Origin of the sequence: Streptomyces sp. NPDC047072 (genome assembly GCF_040643855.1) — a bacterium.
In the GTDB taxonomy this organism is placed as follows: Bacteria; Actinomycetota; Actinomycetes; order Streptomycetales; family Streptomycetaceae; genus Streptomyces.
In genome coordinates this window covers 37,780-58,860 of record NZ_JBEYVC010000024.1, presented here as the reverse complement: position 1 = coordinate 58,860, position 21,081 = coordinate 37,780, and the positions used below count along the sequence as shown (strand labels likewise).

Here is a 21,081-nt window from a genome sequence, read left to right as displayed (position 1 = left end):
GGGCCGAAGGTCCCGGACGGAGCCCGCCCGAAGCCCCTGCCGACGGCGCCGTACCATTCATACGGTTGAAAGCAGGACAGCCTGCTCATGAACGGAACCGCCTTGCAAGATCGCCCCTCAGCCTCCGCCTCGTGGCGCATCGCGCTGCCGCACTCCGCCGCGGCCGTGCCCGTGGCCCGCGCCCTGGTGCGCACCGCGCTGGCCGAGCTGGAGCACGGGGCGGACAGCGACACCGCGGAGCTGCTCACGGCCGAGCTGGTGGCGAACGCGGTGGAGCACACCGCCGGCGAGACGCCGATAGAGCTGGTCGTGGAGCTGCTGCCCGGCGGCTGCCAGGTCGAGGTGCACGACCCGGACCCGGCGCCGCCCGGCAATCTGACCGTCCCCGACCAGCGAGAGCCTGACCCCTGGCAGGAGCACGGCCGCGGTCTGCTGCTGATCCGCGCCCTCAGCTCGTCCTGCGGACACCGGGCGACCGAGTCGGGCAAGGCGGTGTGGTTCCGGCTGCCGTCGGTGCCGCAGCAGCGCCGGCCCGTCTGAGCCGTCTCAGGCCAGCGTCGCGACCAGGACCGCCTTGATCGTGTGCAGGCGGTTCTCCGCCTCGTCGAAGACGACCGAATGGGCGGACTCGAAGACCTCGTCCGTGACCTCAAGTGAGGTGAGGCCGTGGGTCTCGAAGATCTCCTGGCCGACCTTGGTGCCGAGGTCGTGGAAGGCCGGGAGGCAGTGCAGGAACTTGACGTCCGGGTTGCCGGTGGCCCGCAGGACGTCCATGGTCACGGCGTACGGGGCGAGCGCGCCGATCCGCTCGTCCCAGACCTCCTTGGGCTCGCCCATGGAGACCCAGACGTCCGTGGCGACGAAGTCGGCTCCGCCGACCCCCTCCTCCAGCGACTCGGTGAGGGTGATCCGCGCCCCGCTGTCCACGGCGAGCGTCCGGGCCCGCTCGACGATCTCCGGCGCGGGCCAGTACGTCTTCGGCGCCACGATCCGCACGTCCATGCCGAGCAGCGCGCCGGTGACCAGGTAGGAGTTGCCCATGTTGAAGCGGGCGTCGCCGAGGTAGGCGAAGGCGATCCCGGCGACCGGCTTCGCGGTGTGCTCGGTCATGGTGAGCACGTCGGCGAGCATCTGGGTGGGGTGCCAGTCGTCGGTGAGGCCGTTGTAGACGGGGACCCCGGCGAACGCGGCCAGCTCCTCGACCTTCTGCTGGCTGTCGCCGCGGTACTGGATCCCGTCGTACATACGGCCGAGCACGCGCGCGGTGTCCTTCACGGACTCCTTGTGCCCTATCTGCGAGCCCGACGGGTCGAGGTAGGTCGTCGAGGCGCCCTGGTCGGCGGCGGCGACCTCGAACGCGCACCGGGTGCGCGTCGAGGTCTTCTCGAAGATCAGCGCGATGTTCTTCCCGCTCAGGTACCGCGTCTCCGTCCCGGACTTCTTCGCGGCCTTGAGCTCGGCGGCCAGCTCGACGAGACCGAGGAACTCGGACCCGGTGAAGTCGAGCTCCTTGAGGAAGTGACGCCCGGCGAGGGCGGTCGGGACTGTCGCCATGGGGGCGCTCCAGGAGTGCGGGGACAACTACCCTTGGAAGTCTATACGAAGTTTTGCATTTCTATACGACATCACGTTCGACCGGACAGCTCATACAGCGCGGCCCTCCCCTCCCCCGCCCCAGCTCGCTGCCCGGGATCTCGATGACCTCGATGCCCCGCTTGCGCAGATGGGTGTTGGTGGTGGCGTTGCGCTCGTAGGCGACGACGACGCCCGGCTCGACGGCGAGGACGTTGCAGCCGTCGTCCCACTGCTCGCGCTCGGCCGCGTGCACGTCCTGGGTCGCGGTCAGCACCCGGATCGCGTCGAGGCCGAGGGCGGCGGCGATCGCGCGGTGCATGTGCTCCGGAGGGTGGTCGGTGACCTTCAGCTCCTTGTCGCCGACGCCCGGCTCGATGGTGTACGACCGCAGCATGCCGAGCCCGGCGTACTGGGTGAAGGTGTCGCCGTCGACCATCGTCATCACCGTGTCCAGGTGCATGAAGGCCCGCCGCTTCGGCATGTCCAGGGCCACGATGGTCTGCGCGGAACCCGCGGCGAACAGCTTGTGCGCGAGCATCTCGACGGCCTGGGGCGTGGTGCGCTCGCTCATGCCGATGAGGACGGCGCCGTTGCCGATGACCAGGACGTCCCCGCCCTCGATGGTCGAGGGGTAGTCGGCCTGCCCCTCGGACCAGACGCGGAACGTTTCGTCACGGAAGAGGGGGTGGTGCCGGTAGATCGCCTCGAAGTGGACCGTCTCGCGCTGCCGGGCCGGCCATCTCATCGCGTTGACGGCGACACCGTCGTAGATCCAGGCGGAGGTGTCGCGGGTGAAGAGGTGGTTGGGGAGCGGGGCGAGGAGGAAGTCGTCGAGGTCCATGACGTGGAAGCGCACGGAGGTCGGTTCCTCGTGCGCTTCGAGGAACTCGCGCTTGGTCATCCCGCCGACGAGGGCCTCGGCCAGCTCGGGGGCGGGCAGCGTCTCGAAGGCGGCCCTGAGGTGGTCGGTGGCGAGCGGGCCGTACTCCTTCTCGTCGAAGACGCGGTCCAGGACGAGGGAGCGGGCCGCCGGGATCGCCAGGGCCTCGGTGAGCAGGTCGCCGAAGAGGTGGACGGCGACCCCGCGGTCGCGCAGCACGTCGGCGAACCCGTCGTGCTCGGCGCGCGCCCGGCGCACCCAGAGCACGTCATCGAAGAGCAGCGCGTCCTTGTTGCTGGGGGTGAGCCTTTTGAGCTCGAGATCCGGCCGGTGCAGGATGACGCGGCGCAGCCGCCCGGCCTCGGAGTCGACATGGAATCCCATGCCTCCATCCTGACCATCGAAGGCCGTCTTGACCCGCCGGTCGCCGGTTTCTTTTTCTCGTCCTCTTGACGATAAGAAGACGCGCCGCTTATCGTCTCAGAGACGAAAAGAGGGGGTCTCGTGGCCGACATCAACCGGCGCCTGGGCTGGCGCCATCTGCGCGGCGCACCGACGGCGCACATCCGGCACCACCGGGGCGGCAGGCTGCTGCACGACGGGCCGGGGCTCAGCTTCTGGTACCGGGCGCTGACCGCCGCGCTCTCCGAAGTGCCGGTCGACGACCGGGAGTTGGCGATGACCTTCCATGCCCGTACGTCCGACTTCCAGGACGTGGCGGTGCAGGCGACGGTGACCTACCGGATCGGCGACCCGGCGCTCGCCGCGGCCCGACTCGACTTCTCCATCGACCCGGACACCGGCGTGTGGCGGGGCACCCCGCTGGAGCAGCTGGGGACCCTGCTGACGGAGACGGCCCAGCAGCACGCGCTCGACGTACTGGCCCGAACTCCGTTGTCCGCGGCGCTCGTCGACGGGGTGGCGGCGGTACGGGAACGGGTCGCGGCGGGCCTCACGGCGGAGCCGCGGCTCCCGGCGACCGGCATCGAGCTGGTGGCCATCCGGGTGATGGCGCTGCGTCCGGAGCCCGAGGTGGAGCGGGCGCTGCGCACTCCCGCGCGGGAGCAGATCCAGCAGGAGGCCGACCGGGCGACGTACGAGCGCCGGGCCGTCGCCGTCGAGCGGGAGCGCGCGATCGCCGAGAACGAACTCGCCAGCCAGATCGAACTCGCCCGCCGCGAGGAGCAGCTGGTCGAACAGCGCGGTACGAACACGCGGCGCGAGGCGGAGGAGCAGGCGGCGGCGGACGCGGTACGGGCGGACGCGGAGGCGGCGCGGACCGTCAAGGTGGCCGAGGCCGAGGCGACCCGCACGGTCAAGGCGGCCGAGGCGGAGGCCCAGCGGTCGGTCCGGCTCACGGAGGCGGAGGCGGCCCGGTCGGTGAAGCTCGCGGAGGCGGAGGCCGCGCGGGCGGTGCGGCTCGCCGACGCCGAGGCCCAGCGGACCGAGCGGCTCGCGGAGGCGGAGGCCGCGAAGGCCGTACGACTGGCCCGGGCGGAGGCCGAAGGGGCGCGCGAGCTGGGTGAGGCGCGGGCCGCGGCGCAGGCGGCCTGGCTGCGGGTGCACGGCGAGGTCGACGTGGCGACGCTGCACGCGCTCACCGGGACACGGCTCGCGGAGAACCTGCCGCAGATCGACAGCGTGACGATCTCGCCGGACGTCCTGACGGGTCTGCTCGCGAAGCTGGGCGCGCGGGAGCCGGAGTGAGCCTCGCGCCCCGGGTCGTCCTCGTCCACCGCACCACGGAGTACGAGGAGTTGGTGGCCCACCACGGCACGCACGGGCAGGCGGCGTACTTCCTGCGGTCGCGGGACCGGGACATCGAGGAGGTCGCCGAGCGGCACCACCGCGTACGCGGGGCGCTGGCCGAGGTGGCTGCGGCCATCCCCCTGACGTGGCGTCAGGCCCGGGTGGAGCGCGCCGACTTGGACCGCTTCCTGTTCGCGCCGGAGGACGTCGTGGTCGTTGTCGGCCAGGACGGGCTGGTGGCGAACGTCGCCAAGTACCTGTCCGGACAACCGGTGTTGGGCATCGACGCGGACCCCGGCCGCAACCCGGGCGTGCTGGTACGGCACCGGCCGCGGGACACCGCGAAGCTGCTGGCGGCGGCCGGTCGGGCGGCCGCGACCGGGGTCGACGAACTGACGATGGTCGAGGCGGTCGCCGACGACACGCAACGGCTGGTCGCGCTGAACGAGATCTACCTGGGCGCGGCCGGCCACCAGACCGCCCGATACCGCCTGGGCCTGGAGGACGACGGGGGTGTCGTCGAGGCCCAGGCTTCGTCCGGGGTGCTGGTGGGGACGGGCACGGGCGCCACGGGCTGGCTCCGCTCGGTCTGGCAGGAGCGAGGCGCCCAGCTGCCGCTGCCCGCCCCCACCGCCCCCCGCCTCCTCTGGTTCGTCCGCGAGGCCTGGCCCTCCCCCACCACCGGCACGACCCACGTCTCCGGCCTCCTCACGACCACGACCCGCCTCCGCCTCACGGTCGAGTGCGAACGGCTGATCGCGTTCGGGGACGGGATGGAGGGGGACGCGGTGGAGCTGACGTGGGGGCAGTCGGTGGAGGTGGGGGTTTGTGGGGAGCGGTTGCGGCTGGTGGGGTGACGACGCCACCCGACTCTGCCGCCACCGGCCCGACATCACAGCCTCGGGTCCACCGGCTCCGACTCCAGTGCCAGTACCCCGAACACCGCCTCGTGGACCCGCCACAGCGGCTCGCCCTCCGCCAGGCGGTCCAGGGCCTCCAGGCCGAGTGCGTACTCGCGGATGGCGAGGGAGCGCTTGTGGTTGAGGAACCTCCTGCGGAGGCGGTCGAGGTTCTCCGGGCGGGTGTACTCGGGGCCGTAGATGATCCGCAGGTACTCCCGGCCACGGCACTTGATGCCGGGCTGCACCAGACGGCCCTCCCCGCTCCGCGCCAGCGCGCCGAGCGGCTTGACGACCATGCCCTCGCCGCCGCGCCCGGTCATCTCCAGCCACCAGTCGACGCCCGCCCGCACCGACTCCGGGTCGCCGGTGTCGACGTACAGGCGCCGGGTGGTCTGCAGCAGTCCGGTGCCGTCGTGCTCCACCAGCCGGTCCAGCAGGGCCAGTTGCTCGTCGTGTCCGATCCCGGCGAGGCTGCGGCCCTGGACCGCGAGGATCTGGAACGGCGCCAGCCGGACGCCGTCGAGGCCGTCGGTGGTCCAGCAGTAGCGCCGGTACGCGGCGGTGAACGCCGTTGCCGCGTCGGCGCGTTCACGCTGGCGGGCCAGCAGGTCCGACACGTCCACGCCCCGGGCCGTCGCGCCCTCCAGCGCGGCCAGCGCACCCGGGAACACCGCCCCGGAGGCGGCGCCGACAGCGGCGTACTGCGAGCGCAGCAGCCCGCCCGCCTTCAGCGACCACGGCATCAGCTCGGCGTCCAACAGCAGCCAGTCTGTGTCCAGTTCGGTCCACAGCCCGGCCTCGCCGACCGCCGTGCGCAGGCGGTCGAGGATCGCCTCCGTCACCTGGGGGTCGTCGAAGAACGGCCGGCCGGTACGGGTGTAGAGCGAGCCCGTCGGTCCGTCCACGCCGAAGCGCCTGCGAGCCGTCTCCGCGTCCCGGCACACCAGGGCGACCGCCCGCGAGCCCATGTGCTTCTCCTCGCACACGACCCGCGCGACCCCGTCCTCGGCGTACTGCGCGAAGGCCTCCCGCGGGTGCTCCAGGTAGCCGTCCACCCGGCTGGTCGCCGTCGGTGCCATGGTCGGGGGCAGGTACGGCAGCAGCCTCGGGTCGACCGCGAAGCGGCTCATGACCTCCAGGGCCGCCGCCGCGTTCTCCTCGCGCACCGCGACCCGGCCCGCGTGCCGGGTCTCGACCGCGCGGCGGCCGTGCACGTCGGCGAGGTCGAGCGGCCGTCCGTCGTGCCCGCCGGGTGCCTCCGACCGCAGCGGCCGGGTCGGCTCGTACCAGACCTGCTGCGCCGGTACGTCGACCAGCTGCCGCTCCGGCCAGCGCAGCGCGGTCAGCTTGCCGCCGAAGACGGCGCCGGTGTCCAAGCAGATGGTGTTGTTGAGCCAGGTCGCCTCCGGGACGGGGGTGTGGCCGTAGACGACCGCGGCCCGGCCCCGGTAGTCCTCCGCCCACGGGTAGCGCACCGGCAGCCCGAACTCGTCGGTCTCACCGGTCGTTTCGCCGTAGAGGGCGTGCGAGCGGACCCGGCCGGAGGTGCGGCCGTGGTACTTCTCGGGCAGCCCGGCGTGACAGACGACCAGACGGCCGCCGTCGAGGACGTAGTGGCTGACGAGTCCGTCGATGAACTCCCTCACCTCGGCCCGGAACGCGTCGGAGACCTGCTCCATCTGCTCGATGGTCTCGGCGAGGCCGTGGGTGTGCTGGACCTTGCGGCCCTTGAGGTAACGGCCGTACTTGTTCTCGTGGTTGCCCGGCACGCACAGCGCGTTGCCCGACTTCACCATCGCCATCACCCGGCGCAGCACGCCCGGGCTGTCGGGCCCGCGGTCGACGAGGTCGCCGACGAAGACCGCGGTACGACCCTCGGGGTGCACGCCGTCGACATAGCCCAACTTGCCCAGCAGCGACTCCAGTTCGGCGGCGCAGCCGTGGATGTCGCCGACGATGTCGAAGGGCCCGGTGAGGTGGGTCAGGTCGTTGAACCGCTTCTCGGTGACGACACTCGCCCGGTCCACCTCCTCGGCCCCGCGCAGGATGTGCACCTTGCGGAAGCCCTCGCGCTCCAACTGCCTTATTGAACGGCGGAGTTCACGGATGTGCCGCTTGATGACACGGATCGGCATGTCGGCCCGGTCGGTGCGGCCCGCGTTGCGCTCGGCGCACACCTCCTCCGGGACGTCCAGGACGATGGCGATGGGCAGTACGTCGTACTGCTTGGCCAGGTCGATCAGTTGGCGCCGGGAGTCCGACTGGACGCTGGTCGCGTCGACGACCGTACGACGGCCGGCGGCGAGCCGCTTGCCCGCGATGTAGTGCAGGACGTCGAAGGCGTCCTTGGTCGCGCCCTGGTCGTTCTCGTCGTCCGAGACGAGCCCACGGCAGAAGTCGGAGGAGATGACCTCGGTCGGCTTGAAGTGCCGGTGCGCAAAGGTGGACTTGCCGGAGCCGGAAGCGCCGACGAGGACGACCAGGGAGAGGTCGGTGACGGGGAGGACCCGTCCCTGCTGCTGCGTCTCGGTCATGCTGCCTTCGCCTCCTTCTCGTTCAGGTTCCTCTGCTCGAACACGGCCATCTGCGTGGGCGGCCCCACCTCGGGGTCGTCGGGTCCGACGGCCACAAACTCCACGGCGTACCCGTGCCGTTCGGCCACGGCCCCGGCCCACGCCCTGAATTCCTCACGGGTCCACTCGAACCGGTGGTCGCCGTGCCGGACATGACCGGCGGGCAGCGACTCCCACCGGACGTTGTACTCCACATTGGGGGTCGTCACGAGCACGGTCCGCGGCCGCGCGGCACCGAACACGGCGTACTCCAGGGCGGGCAGCCGGGGCAGGTCGAGGTGCTCGATGACCTCGCTCAGCACGGCGGCGTCGTACCCCTTGAGCCGGTTGTCGGTGTAGGCCAGCGAGCCCTGGAAGAGCTTGACCCGGGAGGCCTGCCGCTCCCCCATGCGGTCCAGCTTGAGCCGCCGCGAGGCGATGGTGAGCGCCCGCACCGACACGTCGACCCCGACGATCTCGGTGAACCGGACGTCCTTCAGCAGCGCCTGCACCAACTGCCCCTGCCCGCACCCGAGATCGAGCACGCGGGCGGCCCCGGAGACCCGCAGCGCGTCCAGGATGGCGTCCCGGCGCTGCACGGCGAGCGGGGTGGGCCGCTCCTCGGTCTCGGTCTCCGCCTCGACGGCGTTGTCGATCTCCTCGACCTCACTGTCGTCGGCCTCGGCGAGCCGCACCAGCTCCAGCCGCTCCATCGCCTCGCGGGTCAGCGACCAACGACGGGACAGGTAACGGTTGGTGATCAGCTTCACCTCGGGGTGGTGGTACAGCCAGGCGCCACCGGCCCGCATCAGCTTGTCGACCTCGTCCGCGGAGACCCAGTAGTGCTTGGCGTCATCGAGGACGGGCAGCAGCACATACAGATGACGCAACGCGTCGGAGACGGTCAGCTGCGTGGACTCCAGTTCGAGCCGCACGTACCGCGAATCACCCCACTCGGGGAACTCCACGTCCAGCGGCACGGCCTCGACCCGTACCTCCCACCCGAGCGGCTCGAAAAGCCGCCGTACGAGATCGGGACCACCACGCGCCGGCAGCACAGGCACCTCGATGCGCAACGGCCGTGCCTGACCCGGCAGTTCGGGACGCGCCGTGCAGACCCCGCGCATGGCACTGGAGAACACGGCGCTCAACGCCACCGCCAGCAGCGAAGAGGCCGCGTACGGACGGTCGTTGACGTACTGCGCGAGCGCCGCGTCCGGCGCACCGCCACGCCCCTTCCCCTTCCCCCGCCGCACCAGCGCCACCGCGTCGACCTCCAGCAACAGCGCGGCCGTGCACCGCTGATCCTCCGCCTCGGGGTACAGGACATGAGCCTTCCCGTACGACGTGGAGAAGACCTGCGCCTTCCCGGGATGCTTGTGCAGCAGGTAGCCGAGGTCGGTGGCGGGGCGGTCGGGTGTGCCGGTGGTGGTGATGGTCAGGAACATGCGGAGGGCCTCTCCGGCCGGTGGAAGGGTCAGGGCGCCGTGCGTGCGAAAGCCCCCAGGAAGGGTGATCCTGGGGGCTCGGCAGGACGACGTCCTCAGCTTCGCACAGGGGCTCCGACCAGTGCCTTCGATTTACGACAGCTGCGACTGGACCCGTGCCGAGATCAGCTCCAGGTGGTCCAGGTCGGAGAGGTCGAGGACCTGGAGGTACAGGCGCCGGGAGCCGATCCCGGCGTAGCGGCCGATCTTCTCGACGACCTCGTCCGGAGTACCCGCGAGCCCGTTTGCCCTCAACTCGTCGACGTCACGCCCGATGGCGGCGGCACGGCGGGCCACCTCCTGGTCGTCCTTGCCGACGCACACGACGAGGGCGTTGGAGAAGGTGATCGCGTCGGCCCCGCGCCCGGCCTCCTCGGCGGCCGCCCGGACCCGCCCGAACTGCGCCTCGCTGTCCTCGACCGAGGCGAAGGGCATGTTGAACTCGTCGGCGTACCGGGCGGCGAGCCGCGGGGTGCGCTGGGCGCCGTGCCCGCCGATCAGCACCGGGATCTTCTCCTGCGCCGGCTTCGGCAGCGCGGGCGACTTGGTCAGGTCGTAGTACGTGCCGTGGAAGTCGAAGGTCCCGCCCGCCTCGGTGGCCCACAGCCCCGTGACGATCTCCAGCTGCTCCTCCAGCCGCGGGAACTTCTCCTTCGGGAACGGAATGCCGTACGCCGCGTGCTCCTCCTCGAACCAGCCCGCACCCAGGCCCAGTTCGACGCGCCCACCGGACATCTGGTCGACCTGCGCGACCTGAATGGCGAGCACACCGGGCAGCCGGAACGTCCCGGCGGTCATCAACGTGCCCAGCCGTATCCGCTTCGTCTCACGGGCCAGCCCCGCGAGGGTTATCCAGGCGTCGGTGGGACCGGGGAGCCCGTCGCCGTCCCCCATTTTCAGATAGTGGTCGGACCGGAAAAAGGCATCAAAGCCAAGATCCTCAGTGGCCTTGGCGACGGTGAGAAGGGTGTCGTACGTGGCCCCCTGCTGGGGCTCGGTGAAGATACGGAGATCCATACCTCCATCCTGCTGTGCCCGGTCGAGTGAAAAATCACCGGCCCCACGGCTACGGGGTGACCATCCCAGTGACCAGCCCCTTCGGTGATCGTTGGCTCGGGCGGAACGGGTCCCTGCCGGGGGCCCTGGGCTGAGGAGGCCGTCGTGAGCGAAGAGACCGTACCGCCGCTTGTTGGGCAGCCGAAGGGGTTGCTGCAGCAGATGGAGGAGTTGATGGCGGCGCTCAATGCGGACCTGTCGGCGTTGGACGCGGATCTGCAGTCCTCGGGCCGAGCCACGGAGGACCGCCGGGAGGACTGACGCGGATGGGGGGGATGCCGGGTCAGGTCGTAGGGCGGGTGCGGGTAAGTGGGGGCTGGTCGCGCAGTTCCCCGCGCCCCTAAAAAAGCTCACCTGGACGCCCTTGTTTTGTGTGGCCGCGTACGGCGGTGAGGGGACGGGGGCGGGGGGTGTCCGCCCGCAGCGGCCGGCGTCCATTACCCAGCACATCTCAATCAACAGCACCGCCGGACCGAGGACGGATACCCCCCGCCCCCGGCCCCGACCCACCACCGAACCGTAGGCGCATCTTTCAGGGGCGCGGGGAACTGCGCAAAACGCCCGCCCCCACCAAGCCGCACACAACTACCCGGCCTCCCGCTCCGGCACCCCTTCCCCCCGATCCGCCAGTCTTCGCAACATCTGCACCACCCGATCCCGAGACTCATCCGCCGCATCGATCGCCTCCATACACTGCCAGTACGTCGTCTCGTCATCCGCCGCACAGGCAAGCCCGACCAACGCGATCCCCACCTCCCCCAGTAACCCACCCAGACACAGCAACGCCTGACGCGCATCCCCCAACTCCGTCAACTGCGCCGCCCGCAACTGCTCCACGGAGATGTCCGGACGCGACAGCACCCCACACCCCCGCCCCGCCAGCTCCGTCAACCCCAGCGCCTCCCCCCGCAGTTCCGGCGGCCCGGCCACCGCGAGCCGGCTCCCTATCGCCTGCGCCAGCGCCTGCGCCTGCCACACCTCGGCCATGACCTGAGGCGCCCCACCGCTCCCCGCCAGGGCCCGCCTGCTCGTCACGATGAGCCGCACCGCGTCCATCGGCTGCCCCCGTCCGTAACCAACTCCCTTGTCCACTACCCAGAGTGAGTTCACTCGGAACGAAAAGCCAGAGGTAGACGGAAATCTGTGGACAACGAATCGGTTTCAGACCAGATTTTCGTCACAGAGAGTAAAGGCGGATCGAACGGCTCCTTACGGCGCCGGAAACCGGAGCTCGTTCCGGTCGATCTTCGCGTCCAGCGCCGCCAACGGATCGACCCCGAGCACCGCACACAGCTGCAGCAGATACGCGAGCACATCCGCGATCTCGTCCGTGACGCGGTGCGCGGTGTCGGGGTCGTCCATCACCCGCGCGGACTCCTCGGGCGTCAACCACTGGAAGATCTCGACCAGTTCGGACGCCTCGACGCTGAGCGCGGCGACGAGGTTCTTGGGCGTGTGGTACGGCTGCCAGTTGCGGGCCGCGGCGAACTCCACCAGCCGCCGCTGGAGTTTCACCACGTCGAGAGGTTCAGTCACGGCTCAAGGTGTACCACCGTAACTCCGCCGCCCCCGGCATCACCGTCACCCCCACCCACCGCACCGACGACCCACGACACGTCACGCACCGTCCCCACCAGCCGAATATGCCCACGCTCACACATCCGCCCGGCCAGCCGCAGCAACTCCCCCCGCTGCCGTACGTCAAGGCACCGGTCGAGATCGTCGGCCAGCACGGTCAGCGTCTGCATCGCCGCCGGCACCTCCCCCACGGGATCGACGGCCAGCACCCCGGGCCCGGTGAGCAGCACAAGGGCGAGCGCCAGATACCTCAACTCCCCGTCGCCCAGCCGCCCCAGCTCCGTACGGAACCCGTCCCCCCGGTCGAGCAGCGCCCGCACCGCGCCACCCGCGACCGGCTCGGCGAGCAGGTCGGCGACCGGCCCGGCGCATCCCGCACGCACCGCCTCGACGAGCAGCCCGTGCCGTCGCCCGCACTCCGCACGCGTACGGAACAGGACGTCGGCGAGGTTGTCGCAGCCGCCGAGGAGCCGTCCGGAGCCGGTCGGGACGGGCAGCCGCATCCGGCCGGGCCGCGGGTCGCAGGCGAAGACGGAGCGCAGGGCCACCACCATCTGCTCGGCGGCGGCGAGGACCCGCCGCTGTCCGTCGGTCTTGCCGGCGACACGGAGCGGCAGCAGCGCGGTGCCGAGCCGGTCGTCGGGGAGCGGGGCGCGGGTGACCGGGGTGGCTCCGGCGGTGTGCCAGGCGGCCTGTACGGCACGGCGGGAGGGGTCGCGCAGGGCGGTCTCCAGCAGCACGAGTCCGTCGACGGTCAACCGCTCGCCCACGATGCGCAGTTCGGGTTCGGCCTGGACGGCGACGTCGAGCCGGACCGCGCCTTCGGGTCCGTCGGCCGTACAGCCGATGCGGAAGCCACGGCGGTGCTGGGCGTCGGGCCGGGCCCGGTCGGGGACGCAGGCGACGGGGTCGGGGAACACCTCGGCGAGGTCCGCGCCGCCACCGAGCCGCGCGAGCGCCTCGTAGGCCCGAAGCGCACTGGTCTTGCCGCTGCCGCTGGGCCCGGCGAGGAGGGTGAGCGGCCCGAGCGGGAACCGGGCGCGCCGGTGGGAGGCGTAGGCGGAGAGCCGTAACTCGGTGAGACAGGGCTTCTCCAGGCGCCGCTCGCCGTCCGGCGGAGGGGCCTGCGGAGGAACCAACGGCTCGGCGGACGCGGAAGCTTCAAGAGGCGTGGTGGAGACACGGAACGTGGGGGGAGCGGCCATATCCGGACCGTAGGACTCCGCCGACAGAAGAACCGTTCCGCCCTCAGCACCTTCCTACGTTCGGGCGAACGCCCCGCCTCACGAACCGGCGCCCGCGGCCCCCGCCGCCCCCTCCATCAACCCCGTCACCTCGGTCCCCGCCGGCGTCAGCAGAAAGACATTCCGGTCCACCCGGTGCATCGAGCTCGCCAGGCCGAAAACCACCCCCGTGCTGAAGTCGAGGACCCGTTTCGCGACCTCCGTCTCCGCCCCGGTGAGGTCGAGCAGTACGGGTATCCCGGCCATCAGCGTCTCCGCGACCTCGCGCGCGTCCGCGAAGACGTTGACCCGAAGGACGACGAAGCGCCGCCGGGTCTCGGTGACCGCGTCCGGCAGGGCCCGATGGCCCACCGCGGACGGCCAGGCGTCCCGGCCGCGCAACGGAACGACCTGGGCGAGTCCCTCCCACTGTTCGTCGGTGACGTCGTACCTGCTCACCGGTTCCCCCCGTTTCGACTCGCCTTCAATGCCTGCACCAGCCAATTCTTACGCCAAGTCACCTGTTCGGCCCAACAGCGACACGGTGCGCGACCGCCCCGGCGCACGCTTCCCGCCACACCGCACCCCGACGAAAGGGTCTTACTGCCCTCACACCGGACTCTTGGCCTCCGTCGCCTCGCCGCTCACCGCGTCCGTTTAGCGTCCGATGTCGTGCTCCTGGCAGATACCCAGCTGTCGGCTCCCGTCCGGCGGACCCAGCCGGCGGTGTCCGCCGCTCCCGAACCGCCCGCGCAGTGGCACCGTGTGCTCACCGTGCTCGCGGACGTCAGTCTCCTCATCGGCACGAGAAACGTGTGGACCCAGGCGGCCACGCACCGGATCTCGCTCGCCCTGGTCATCTCCGTCTGCTACGCGTCGGTCCTGGGCTGCGGGGTGCTCGCGCTGACGGTGCGCTCGCGCCGATCACTCGCGCGCGTCGACCTGTGCGTGCTGGTGACCGGGCTGATCCTCGCCGCGTGCACCGCCGTCCTGTTCCACCGCGGCTCCGACGAGGCCGCCCTCACCACCCAGGCGGCCCGCGAACTGGTCGCCGGGCACGGGATCTACGGCCATGCCTGGCCCTGGCTGTTCGGCCGCGACGGCGTCGCGGTGACGCCGACCGTGACGGGCGGCTACGACTACACGTACGGCTATCCCCCGCTCGCCCCGCTGCTCACCGCGCCCCTGCTGTGGCTCGGGCACGGCGCCGTGCCGGCGATCGCGGTGAGTATGGGCGCTCTGCTGGCCGGCACGGTCGTCCTGTGGTGGTTGCTGCCCACGCCGTGGCGGTCGGCGGCGACGATGGTGTGCCTCGGCTTCTCGTTCCTGCCGATGTACGGCAGGCTCGGCTACCCTGCGGTCCTCGCGCTGGCCCTGCTGGTGCCGGTGGTGGTGCGCTGGCCCCGGATCGGCCGGGGCGGGCGGCTCGGTCCGGCCGGTCTGGCGCAGGGGGCCTGTCTGGGCGCGGCCTGCGCGGCACAGCAACTGCCGTGGTTCGTAGCGCCGTTCCTGCTCGCGGGCCTGTACTCGCTGCGGCGCGGGGAGCTGGGCGCGCGGGCGGCGGCGGGGCTGCTGCTGCGGTTCGCCGGCGCGGCGGCCGTCGTATGGCTGCTGATCAACACGTACTTCCTGGTGAGCCGGCCCGGCGCCTGGCTGGAGGGGATCGCGCTGCCGATCATCCAGGGCGCGGTGCTGCACGGCCAGGGGCTGGTGGACGTGTCGCTGTACCTCACGAACGGCAGCGACCGGATCGACTGGTACTCGCACGCGAGCATCCTGCTGCTCGCCGGGCTGCTGGGGCTGTTCGTGCTGTTCATCCGGCGGCTCGGCCCGGCGGCGACCGTCCTGCCGTGGTGCGCCTTCTGGCTGGCGACCCGTTCGCAGGACGGTTACTACCTGATGATGACCCCGCTGTGGCTGGCGGGGGCGGTGACCGCGCCGCACTCGGAGTTCGTCCGGGCCTGGCAGCCGCGGCCGCGCCTCCTGTCCGGCCCGCGCCGGCGCCCGGCGCGGGCCGCGGCGGCCGGTCTGCTGCTGGTCCCGGCGCTGGCGAGCGCGGTGCTGGCGGCGACCGGATCGCCGCCGCTGGACCTCAGGGTCACCGCGCTGAAGGCCGGGGAGCGCACCCTGACGCGGCTGACCCTGCGGGTCACCAACCACGACGACGAGGCGCTGACCCCGCACTTCACCCTCACCAAGGGCCAGGGCATGTACCCGTACTTCTCGGTGCTGCGGGGCCCGGCGACGCTGCCCGCGCACACCACGGCCGTCTACGAACTACGGCCGCCCGGCGGGTCGTACGCCCTGCCGCACCGGCATCAGCGGGTCCGGCTGCGGGTGTTCACGGCCTCGCCGCAGACACTGTCGAGCGCCTACGTCACGCTGCCGACCGCTTGAAGCGCAGGGCGGCGGTGACCGTGGTGAGGCCGCGGATCATGCCCATCTGGTTCCAGCCCAGGCCGAACTGCGCACGGTCCACGGAGAATTCGGCGTTCACGGTGAGCGCGTCGGCGCTCGCGTCGGTGAGCTGCGCGGTGAAGGACTGGGGGCGGCTGATCCCGCGTACGGTCAGCTGACCGATCACGTGCACCTGGTCACCGTCGCGCAGCTCCGCGCTGCGCACCGCGAAGGTGATCTCGGGGTGGTTGGCGACATCGAAGAAGTCGGCTCCGCGCAGGTGCTCGTCGCGCTTGGCGTTCTTGGTGTCGAGGGAGGCGGCGTCGAGGGTGATCGTGCCGACCGCGGAGCCGTCGGCGCGCACCTCGCCCTGGCCGTCGACGGTGGCGAAGGCGCCCTTCACGGTGACCAGGCCCCACATCGTCTTGTGCTTCAGGGCGACGGTGGTGGCGGTCCGGTCGAGCTGCCAGGTTCCGGTTTCGACGGCGACGGTCATGGTTCCTCACTCACATAGTCCAAATTTGGATGACGCCACGCTAGCCGATACTCCAAATTTGAACAACAGCTACACTGGAATCCATGGCCGACCAGTCCGAATGTCCCTCCCTGTCCGACGGGATCCTGCCGCCGGAGCTGCACGCCTGGATGCTGCTGCTGGCCGCCACCGGCGCCGTCGAGCAGGAGCTGCGCTCCGTCGTCAAGGAGCGGCTGGACGTCTCGCACGACGAGTTCCTGGTCCTGTGCCTGCTGGGCACCCGGCCCATGGACGGTCTGCGCATGACGAAGATCGCCGAGCACCTCGGCCGCCCCAAGACCCGCCTCACCTACCAGATCGCCTGCCTCCAGCACGCGAACCTCGTCACCCGCAAGTCCGTCTGCGGCGACAAGCGGGGCGTGGAGGTGGCGCTCACGGAGAAGGGCCGGCGGCTGCTGTCGGAGGCCTCCGACAGCCTCGCCCACACGGTCCGGGAGGCCCTCGCCCGCTTCATGGGCCCGGACCAGCGCGGGGCGCTGTGCGCGCTGCTGCCCGATCTCGCCGAGGAGGCGAAACAGGAGTAGTCACCGGTGCCGTCGCGGGTACCCGGCCGGTGCCCGCGCCGACATCGAAGGAGGGGTTCATGACGACCTCCGACCTGCCCGTTCCTGTCGTACGACGGCCAGCCGCACCCTCGCCCGACACGGCCGCCCTGGAGAGGGCGCTGCGCGAGCGGGTCGACGGCGAGGTCCGCTTCGACGGCGGGAGCCGCGCCGCCTACTCGACGGACGCCTCGAACTTCCGCCAGACCCCGATCGGCGTGGTGGTGCCCCGGACCCCCGAGGCGGCCGCGGAGGCCGTCGCCGTGGCCCGGGAGCACGACGTGCCGGTGCTGTCCCGGGGCGGCGGGACCAGCCTGGCCGGGCAGTGCACCAACACGGCCGTGGTGATCGACTGGTCCAAGTACTGCACCCGCCTGGAGTCCGTCGACGAGGACGCCCGCACCTGCGTCGTCCAGCCCGGCATCGTCCTCGACGACCTCAACCGCCAACTGGCCTCCACAGGGCTGCGGTTCGGCCCCGAACCGGCCACCCACGCCAACTGCACGATCGGCGGCATGATCGGCAACAACTCCTGCGGGGCCACCGCCCAGGCGCACGGCAAGGTCGTCGACAACATCGCCCGTCTGGAAGTGCAGTTGTACGACGGCACCCGGTTCTGGTGCGGGACGACCGACGACGAGGAGTACGCCGAGATCGAACGGCACGGCGATCTCCGGGCCACGGTCTACCGGCGGTTGCGCACCCTGCGCGACACCTACGCCGACGAGATCCGCCGCCGCTTCCCCGACATCCCGCGCCGGGTCTCCGGCTACAACCTCGACTCCCTGCTCCCGGAACACGGCTTCGACGTCGCCGGGCTGCTGGTCGGCAGCGAGTCGACCCTGGTGACCGTCCTGCGCGCGGAACTCGAACTGGTGCCGGTCGTCAAGGAACGGTCCCTGGTCGTCCTCGGGTTCCCGGACATCGAGACGGCCGCCGACTCGGTGCCCGCGATCCTGCCGTACGAGCCGATCGCCCTGGAGGGCGTGGACGCGCGGCTCGTCAAGGACGAGCGGATCAAGTCGCTCAACCCGAAGGCCCGCGCCCAACTCCCCGAGGGCAACGCCTTCTTGATGGTGCAGTTCGGCGGGGACACCGTGGAGGAGGCCGACGAGCACGCGCACCGCATGCTGGACGGGCTGCACGAGTCCGAGCACGACCCCGAGTGCGCCTTCCTCGACGACCCGGTCCACGAACAGGAGTTGTGGCAGGTCCGCGAGTCCGGCCTCGGCGCCACCGCGCACATCCCGGGCAGGCCCGACACCTTCGAGGGCTGGGAGGACTCAGCGGTCCCACCCGACCGACTCGGCGACTATCTGCGCCGACTGCGGGGCCTGTACGAGGAGTTCGGGTATCTGAGCGACACCGGGCCCAGTCTCTACGGCCACTTCGGCCAGGGCTGTGTGCACACCCGGATCCCCTTCGACCTGTACTCCGCCGACGGGGTGGCCGCCTACCGGCGGTTCATGGAGCGGGCGGCCGACCTGGTCGCCGAGTTCGGCGGCTCCTTCTCCGGCGAGCACGGCGACGGACAGAGCCGGGGCGAGCTGCTGCCACGTATGTTCGGCGAACAACTCGTCACGGCATTCGGCGAGTTGAAGGCCGTCTTCGACCCGCTGGACCGGATGAACCCCGGCAAGGTGGTGGCGCCGTACAAGCTCGACGAGAACCTGCGCCTCGGCGGCGACTGGGCGCCCTACGACCCGAGGGACCTGCACTTCCGCTTCCCGCACGACGGAGGGTCCTTCGCGGAGGCCGCCAACCGCTGTGTGGGCGTGGGGAAATGCCGGCAGCACACCAGCGAGGGCACCGTGATGTGCCCCTCCTACCAGGTCACCCGCGACGAGGAGCACTCCACGCGCGGGCGGGCCCGGCTGCTGTTCGAGATGCTCGACGGGCACGGCGACAGCGCGATCGGGGACGGCTGGCGGTCCGAGGCGGTCCGGGACGCGCTCGATCTCTGTCTGGCCTGCAAGGGCTGCAAGCAGGACTGCCCGGCCGACGTCGACATGGCCACGTACAAGGCGGAGTTCCTCTCCCACCACTACGAGGGCCGCTGGTGGCGCAGGCCCCGGGCGCACCTCTCGATGGGCTGGCTGCCCGCCGTCGCACAGGCGGTCGGCCGCAGCCGGCTCGGCCCGCTGGTCAACACGCTCACGCACACCCCGCTGCTCTCGAAGGCGGCCGTCGCGGCGGCGGGCGTCGAGGACCGCGAGATCCCGCTGTTCGCCGGGGAGACCCTCCAGCAGTGGTTCAAGCACCACGAGCCGTACGGCGACGGCGTGCGCGGCACCGTACTGCTCTGGCCGGACACCTTCACCAACCACTTCCACCCGCACATCGGCCAGGCGGCCGTGGCCCTCATGGAGCACGCGGGCTGGCGGGTCGAGCTGCCGGAAGAGCCGCTGTGCTGCGGACTGACCTGGATCTCCACGGGTCAACTGTCCACGGCGGAGCGGGTGTTGTCCCGCACGGTCCGCCGGCTCGCCGACCACGTGCGCGTCGGCGGCCTGGTGGTCGGCCTGGAGCCCAGCTGCACGGCCGTCTTCCGCTCGGACGCGCCCGAGCTGTTCCCCGGCGACCACGACGTCCGACGCCTGCGCGACCAGACGGTCACCCTCGCCGAACTCCTCACCGAGCACTCCCCCGGCTACGAGCCCCCGCAGGTCCCGGACCGCTCCGCGAAGGCCCTCGCCCAGGTCCACTGCCACCAGCACGCGGTGCTGGACTGGAACGCCGACCAGGAACTCCTCAAGCGCGCCGGAGTGGACGCGGAACGTCTGGACTCCGGCTGCTGCGGTCTGGCCGGCAACTTCGGCTTCGAACCGGGGCACTTGGAGGTCAGCGAGGCCTGCGCGGAACGGGTCCTGCTCCCTAGGCTCCGCGAGGAGCCGGAGGAGACCGTGGTCCTGGCGGACGGCTTCAGCTGCCGCACCCAGATCCACGAGCTGGACAGCGGCGGCCACGAGGCGGTGCACGTGGCGGAGCTGCTGGCGTCGGCCCTCCCGGGAGCACCGGGCAGCGCGTACGGGGTGGCCCCGGGCGCGAGGACGGTGCCACCAGGCCGGAGGGCCAAAGCGTTGGCCTTGGCCGGCACCGGCCTGACGGCCCTGGCAGCGGCAGGAACGGCGGCCAGGCTCACTCGAAACAGGCGGTGACTGGTCCGACTCTAGGGGCGCGGGGAACTGCGCGGCCAGCCCCCACCGGCCGGCAGCCTCACGCGGCGAGATCCACCGCTTTCACCATCTCGACGAGTGTGGCTCGGGCTCGCGCGACCCGAGACCGAACCGTCCCCACCGGACATCCGCACATCGAAGCCACCTCCTCATACGGCAGCCCCCACATCTGCGTGAGGACAAACGCCTCGCGCCGCTCGACCGGCAGCGCTTCCAGCAGGTCGAGCAGCGCGACGCCGTCGTCGAACCCCGGCACCCCCCGAGGCTGGGCCCGCTCCACCGCGAGCTCCCAGTCCCCGGCGTCATACGCCCGCGGCCGTGCCGCCGCATGGCGAAACCCGTCGATCACCGCTCGCCGGGCGATGGACAGCAGCCAGGTCCGCGCGGAGGACCGCCCCTCGAACCTGTGCACGCTGCCGAACGCCCGCAGGAACGTGTCCTGGGCGAGATCGTCCGCGGCCTGCGGATCGGCGCAGAGGTGGGAGACGTACCGCAGCACGTCACGGTGCAGCGCACGCACCAAGTGCTCGAACGCCTCCGTGTCCCCCGCACGAGCGGCGAGGGCCCAGGCCGTGGTCGAGGCGTCGGAGGGCAGGGCAGAAGTGATCACCTGAATGTCCTTCTCGGGTGGGAATTCGGCCGTACGTACGACCGCGACCCGAGGCGCGCTGAGGGCGGCTCGGGGATACCGGCTGTCGTCAGGCGACAGCGGTCCCCAGAGGCGGACCCCGATGGGTGATCGCGTGACCGAGAAGGAGAGAGCGCGGCCCCCGCTGCGAGCGGGGACGGCGGGCCCGCAGCCGCGGACGGTGCGGGGTGGCGGGAACGGCCGCGAGCAGCAGCCGCAGCGGGGCCGCCAGCCATCCGGCGACGGCCCGCAGGATCCGGAACGCGGCCCGCTCGCCGTACGCGAGCCAGAGCCCGGTGAGCAGCGCGGCGAGCAGGTGGGGGGCGACCATGCCGAACGACCAGGTGCCGGTCGCGGAGGACATGTGGCCCATGTCCATGGAGTCCATGCCGCTCATATGCATCGACCCCATGTGCATGGAGTCCGTCTCGCTCGGCATGTGCGCGGGCCCCATGTGCGTCCCACCCATGTCGTCCGCCCCGCTCATGGGCTGGGCGAACGAGAACCCCGTGTGGAGCGCCGTCTGCGCGCCGACCACGACCGCGACGACCAGGGGGAGGCCGCGTTCACGGCCGGCCAGGCAGAAGCCCACGACGGCGGTGGCCGCGAGGCCGAGGGCCACCGCCCCGGCGGGCACGTGGTGGCCGGACATGAGGACGTGGCCCAGGGCGGCGAGCAGCACACAGACGGCCGCGAACACCGCGGCCCGTACCGTGCGCGCACACCACCCTGCTGTCATGGCGCCTCATCCTCCCATCCGGCCCTCGCACGTCACATGGCGGTGCGGACCTCTACAGGCTT

The 21,081-nt window shown here is 71.5% G+C and carries 19 protein-coding genes; 7 read left to right on the top strand and 12 right to left on the bottom strand.

Features of this window, described 5'->3' with window-relative positions; all coding sequences use genetic code 11:
• The first annotated feature begins 87 nt into the window (after positions 1-87).
• Positions 88-540 carry an ATP-binding protein gene (locus tag ABZ896_RS13775; protein ID WP_360926892.1) on the top strand — a complete coding sequence of 151 codons (453 nt, stop codon included), beginning with the start codon at positions 88-90 and terminating at the stop codon, positions 538-540.
• Between the two features lie 6 nt (positions 541-546).
• On the opposite strand, the gene argF is transcribed toward ABZ896_RS13775, so the two are convergent.
• Both argF and ABZ896_RS13765 read right to left on the bottom strand, forming a co-directional pair.
• Positions 547-1,554 (bottom strand): ornithine carbamoyltransferase, encoded by a 1,008-nt coding sequence (gene argF / locus ABZ896_RS13770; protein WP_360926889.1) that lies wholly within the window; start codon positions 1,552-1,554, stop codon positions 547-549.
• Positions 1,555-1,615: 61 nt separating this feature from the next.
• A complete protein-coding gene (locus ABZ896_RS13765; protein ID WP_360926887.1) occupies positions 1,616-2,839 on the bottom strand; it encodes an arginine deiminase in 1,224 nt (407 codons plus the stop codon).
• 120 nt (positions 2,840-2,959) lie between these two features.
• Here ABZ896_RS13765 and ABZ896_RS13760 point away from each other — a divergent pair, with 120 nt between their 5' ends.
• Positions 2,960-4,162, top strand: coding sequence for an SPFH domain-containing protein (locus ABZ896_RS13760; RefSeq protein ID WP_360926884.1), 1,203 nt, complete (start codon positions 2,960-2,962; stop codon positions 4,160-4,162).
• Positions 4,159-5,061 (top strand): hypothetical protein, encoded by a 903-nt coding sequence (locus tag ABZ896_RS13755; RefSeq protein WP_360926881.1) that lies wholly within the window; start codon positions 4,159-4,161, stop codon positions 5,059-5,061. The genes ABZ896_RS13760 and ABZ896_RS13755 overlap by 4 nt, the downstream gene beginning before the upstream one ends.
• Positions 5,062-5,096: 35 nt before the next feature.
• On the opposite strand, the gene ABZ896_RS13750 is transcribed toward ABZ896_RS13755, so the two are convergent.
• From ABZ896_RS13750 to ABZ896_RS13740, 3 genes are all read right to left on the bottom strand, one after another.
• Entirely contained in the window at positions 5,097-7,640 is a 2,544-nt protein-coding gene (locus tag ABZ896_RS13750; protein WP_360926878.1) for a polynucleotide kinase-phosphatase, read from the bottom strand.
• The gene (locus ABZ896_RS13745) at positions 7,637-9,106 is read right to left on the bottom strand and encodes a 3' terminal RNA ribose 2'-O-methyltransferase Hen1 (protein ID WP_360926875.1); all 1,470 of its coding nucleotides are present in this window, start codon (positions 9,104-9,106) and stop codon (positions 7,637-7,639) included. Before ABZ896_RS13745 ends, ABZ896_RS13750 begins: the two co-directional genes overlap by 4 nt.
• 132 nt (positions 9,107-9,238) lie before the next feature.
• Complete coding sequence (locus ABZ896_RS13740) at positions 9,239-10,162, bottom strand: LLM class F420-dependent oxidoreductase (protein ID WP_360926872.1); 924 nt, start codon at positions 10,160-10,162, stop codon at positions 9,239-9,241.
• Between the two features lie 144 nt (positions 10,163-10,306).
• Here ABZ896_RS13740 and ABZ896_RS13735 point away from each other — a divergent pair, with 144 nt between their 5' ends.
• Positions 10,307-10,462: a hypothetical protein gene (locus tag ABZ896_RS13735; RefSeq protein WP_360926869.1), complete on the top strand. Its 156-nt coding sequence runs from the start codon at positions 10,307-10,309 to the stop codon at positions 10,460-10,462.
• A gap of 324 nt (positions 10,463-10,786) precedes the next feature.
• On the opposite strand, the gene ABZ896_RS13730 is transcribed toward ABZ896_RS13735, so the two are convergent.
• The 4 genes from ABZ896_RS13730 to ABZ896_RS13715 all read right to left on the bottom strand — a co-directional run bounded on the left by ABZ896_RS13730 (position 10,787) and on the right by ABZ896_RS13715 (position 13,461).
• Complete coding sequence (locus ABZ896_RS13730; protein WP_360926866.1) at positions 10,787-11,257, bottom strand: DUF6099 family protein; 471 nt, start codon at positions 11,255-11,257, stop codon at positions 10,787-10,789.
• Between the two features lie 153 nt (positions 11,258-11,410).
• On the bottom strand, positions 11,411-11,737 hold the full coding sequence (locus ABZ896_RS13725; protein WP_360926863.1) for a nucleotide pyrophosphohydrolase: 327 nt from the start codon (positions 11,735-11,737) through the stop codon (positions 11,411-11,413).
• Positions 11,734-12,984, bottom strand: coding sequence for an ATP-binding protein (locus ABZ896_RS13720; protein ID WP_360926860.1), 1,251 nt, complete (start codon positions 12,982-12,984; stop codon positions 11,734-11,736). The genes ABZ896_RS13725 and ABZ896_RS13720 overlap by 4 nt, the downstream gene beginning before the upstream one ends.
• A gap of 78 nt (positions 12,985-13,062) precedes the next feature.
• Positions 13,063-13,461 (bottom strand): cell division protein SepF, encoded by a 399-nt coding sequence (locus ABZ896_RS13715; protein WP_360926857.1) that lies wholly within the window; start codon positions 13,459-13,461, stop codon positions 13,063-13,065.
• A 213-nt stretch (positions 13,462-13,674) separates the two neighbouring features.
• Between ABZ896_RS13715 and ABZ896_RS13710 the strand changes: the two genes are divergently transcribed.
• The gene (locus ABZ896_RS13710) at positions 13,675-15,399 is read left to right on the top strand and encodes a hypothetical protein (protein WP_360926854.1); all 1,725 of its coding nucleotides are present in this window, start codon (positions 13,675-13,677) and stop codon (positions 15,397-15,399) included.
• Here the strand turns inward: ABZ896_RS13710 and ABZ896_RS13705 are convergent.
• Complete coding sequence (locus tag ABZ896_RS13705; protein WP_360926851.1) at positions 15,380-15,895, bottom strand: YceI family protein; 516 nt, start codon at positions 15,893-15,895, stop codon at positions 15,380-15,382. The genes ABZ896_RS13710 and ABZ896_RS13705 overlap by 20 nt on opposite strands.
• Positions 15,896-15,978: 83 nt before the next feature.
• Between ABZ896_RS13705 and ABZ896_RS13700 the strand changes: the two genes are divergently transcribed.
• A complete protein-coding gene (locus tag ABZ896_RS13700) occupies positions 15,979-16,458 on the top strand; it encodes a MarR family transcriptional regulator (protein ID WP_360926848.1) in 480 nt (159 codons plus the stop codon).
• 59 nt (positions 16,459-16,517) lie between these two features.
• Complete coding sequence (locus tag ABZ896_RS13695; protein WP_360926845.1) at positions 16,518-19,634, top strand: FAD-binding and (Fe-S)-binding domain-containing protein; 3,117 nt, start codon at positions 16,518-16,520, stop codon at positions 19,632-19,634.
• Between the two features lie 58 nt (positions 19,635-19,692).
• On the opposite strand, the gene ABZ896_RS13690 is transcribed toward ABZ896_RS13695, so the two are convergent.
• On the bottom strand, positions 19,693-20,262 hold the full coding sequence (locus ABZ896_RS13690) for a sigma-70 family RNA polymerase sigma factor (protein WP_360926842.1): 570 nt from the start codon (positions 20,260-20,262) through the stop codon (positions 19,693-19,695).
• 88 nt (positions 20,263-20,350) lie between these two features.
• Positions 20,351-21,019 carry a hypothetical protein gene (locus tag ABZ896_RS13685; protein ID WP_360926839.1) on the bottom strand — a complete coding sequence of 223 codons (669 nt, stop codon included), beginning with the start codon at positions 21,017-21,019 and terminating at the stop codon, positions 20,351-20,353.
• Between the last annotated feature and the right edge of the window lie 62 nt (positions 21,020-21,081).

What these genes read in the sequence shown, in the direction of transcription:
- ABZ896_RS13730 (WP_360926866.1), bottom strand. Translation starts at nt 11,257, where the DNA reads ATGGACGCGGTGCGGCTCATCGTGACGAGCAGGCGGGCCCTGGCGGGG.
- ABZ896_RS13695 (WP_360926845.1), top strand. Translation starts at nt 16,518, where the DNA reads ATGACGACCTCCGACCTGCCCGTTCCTGTCGTACGACGGCCAGCCGCA.
- ABZ896_RS13705 (WP_360926851.1), bottom strand. Translation starts at nt 15,895, where the DNA reads ATGACCGTCGCCGTCGAAACCGGAACCTGGCAGCTCGACCGGACCGCC.
- ABZ896_RS13720 (WP_360926860.1), bottom strand. Translation starts at nt 12,984, where the DNA reads ATGGCCGCTCCCCCCACGTTCCGTGTCTCCACCACGCCTCTTGAAGCT.
- ABZ896_RS13750 (WP_360926878.1), bottom strand. Translation starts at nt 7,640, where the DNA reads ATGACCGAGACGCAGCAGCAGGGACGGGTCCTCCCCGTCACCGACCTC.
- ABZ896_RS13775 (WP_360926892.1), top strand. Translation starts at nt 88, where the DNA reads ATGAACGGAACCGCCTTGCAAGATCGCCCCTCAGCCTCCGCCTCGTGG.
- argF (WP_360926889.1), bottom strand. Translation starts at nt 1,554, where the DNA reads ATGGCGACAGTCCCGACCGCCCTCGCCGGGCGTCACTTCCTCAAGGAG.
- ABZ896_RS13765 (WP_360926887.1), bottom strand. Translation starts at nt 2,839, where the DNA reads ATGGGATTCCATGTCGACTCCGAGGCCGGGCGGCTGCGCCGCGTCATC.
- ABZ896_RS13740 (WP_360926872.1), bottom strand. Translation starts at nt 10,162, where the DNA reads ATGGATCTCCGTATCTTCACCGAGCCCCAGCAGGGGGCCACGTACGAC.
- ABZ896_RS13700 (WP_360926848.1), top strand. Translation starts at nt 15,979, where the DNA reads ATGGCCGACCAGTCCGAATGTCCCTCCCTGTCCGACGGGATCCTGCCG.
- ABZ896_RS13745 (WP_360926875.1), bottom strand. Translation starts at nt 9,106, where the DNA reads ATGTTCCTGACCATCACCACCACCGGCACACCCGACCGCCCCGCCACC.
- ABZ896_RS13685 (WP_360926839.1), bottom strand. Translation starts at nt 21,019, where the DNA reads ATGACAGCAGGGTGGTGTGCGCGCACGGTACGGGCCGCGGTGTTCGCG.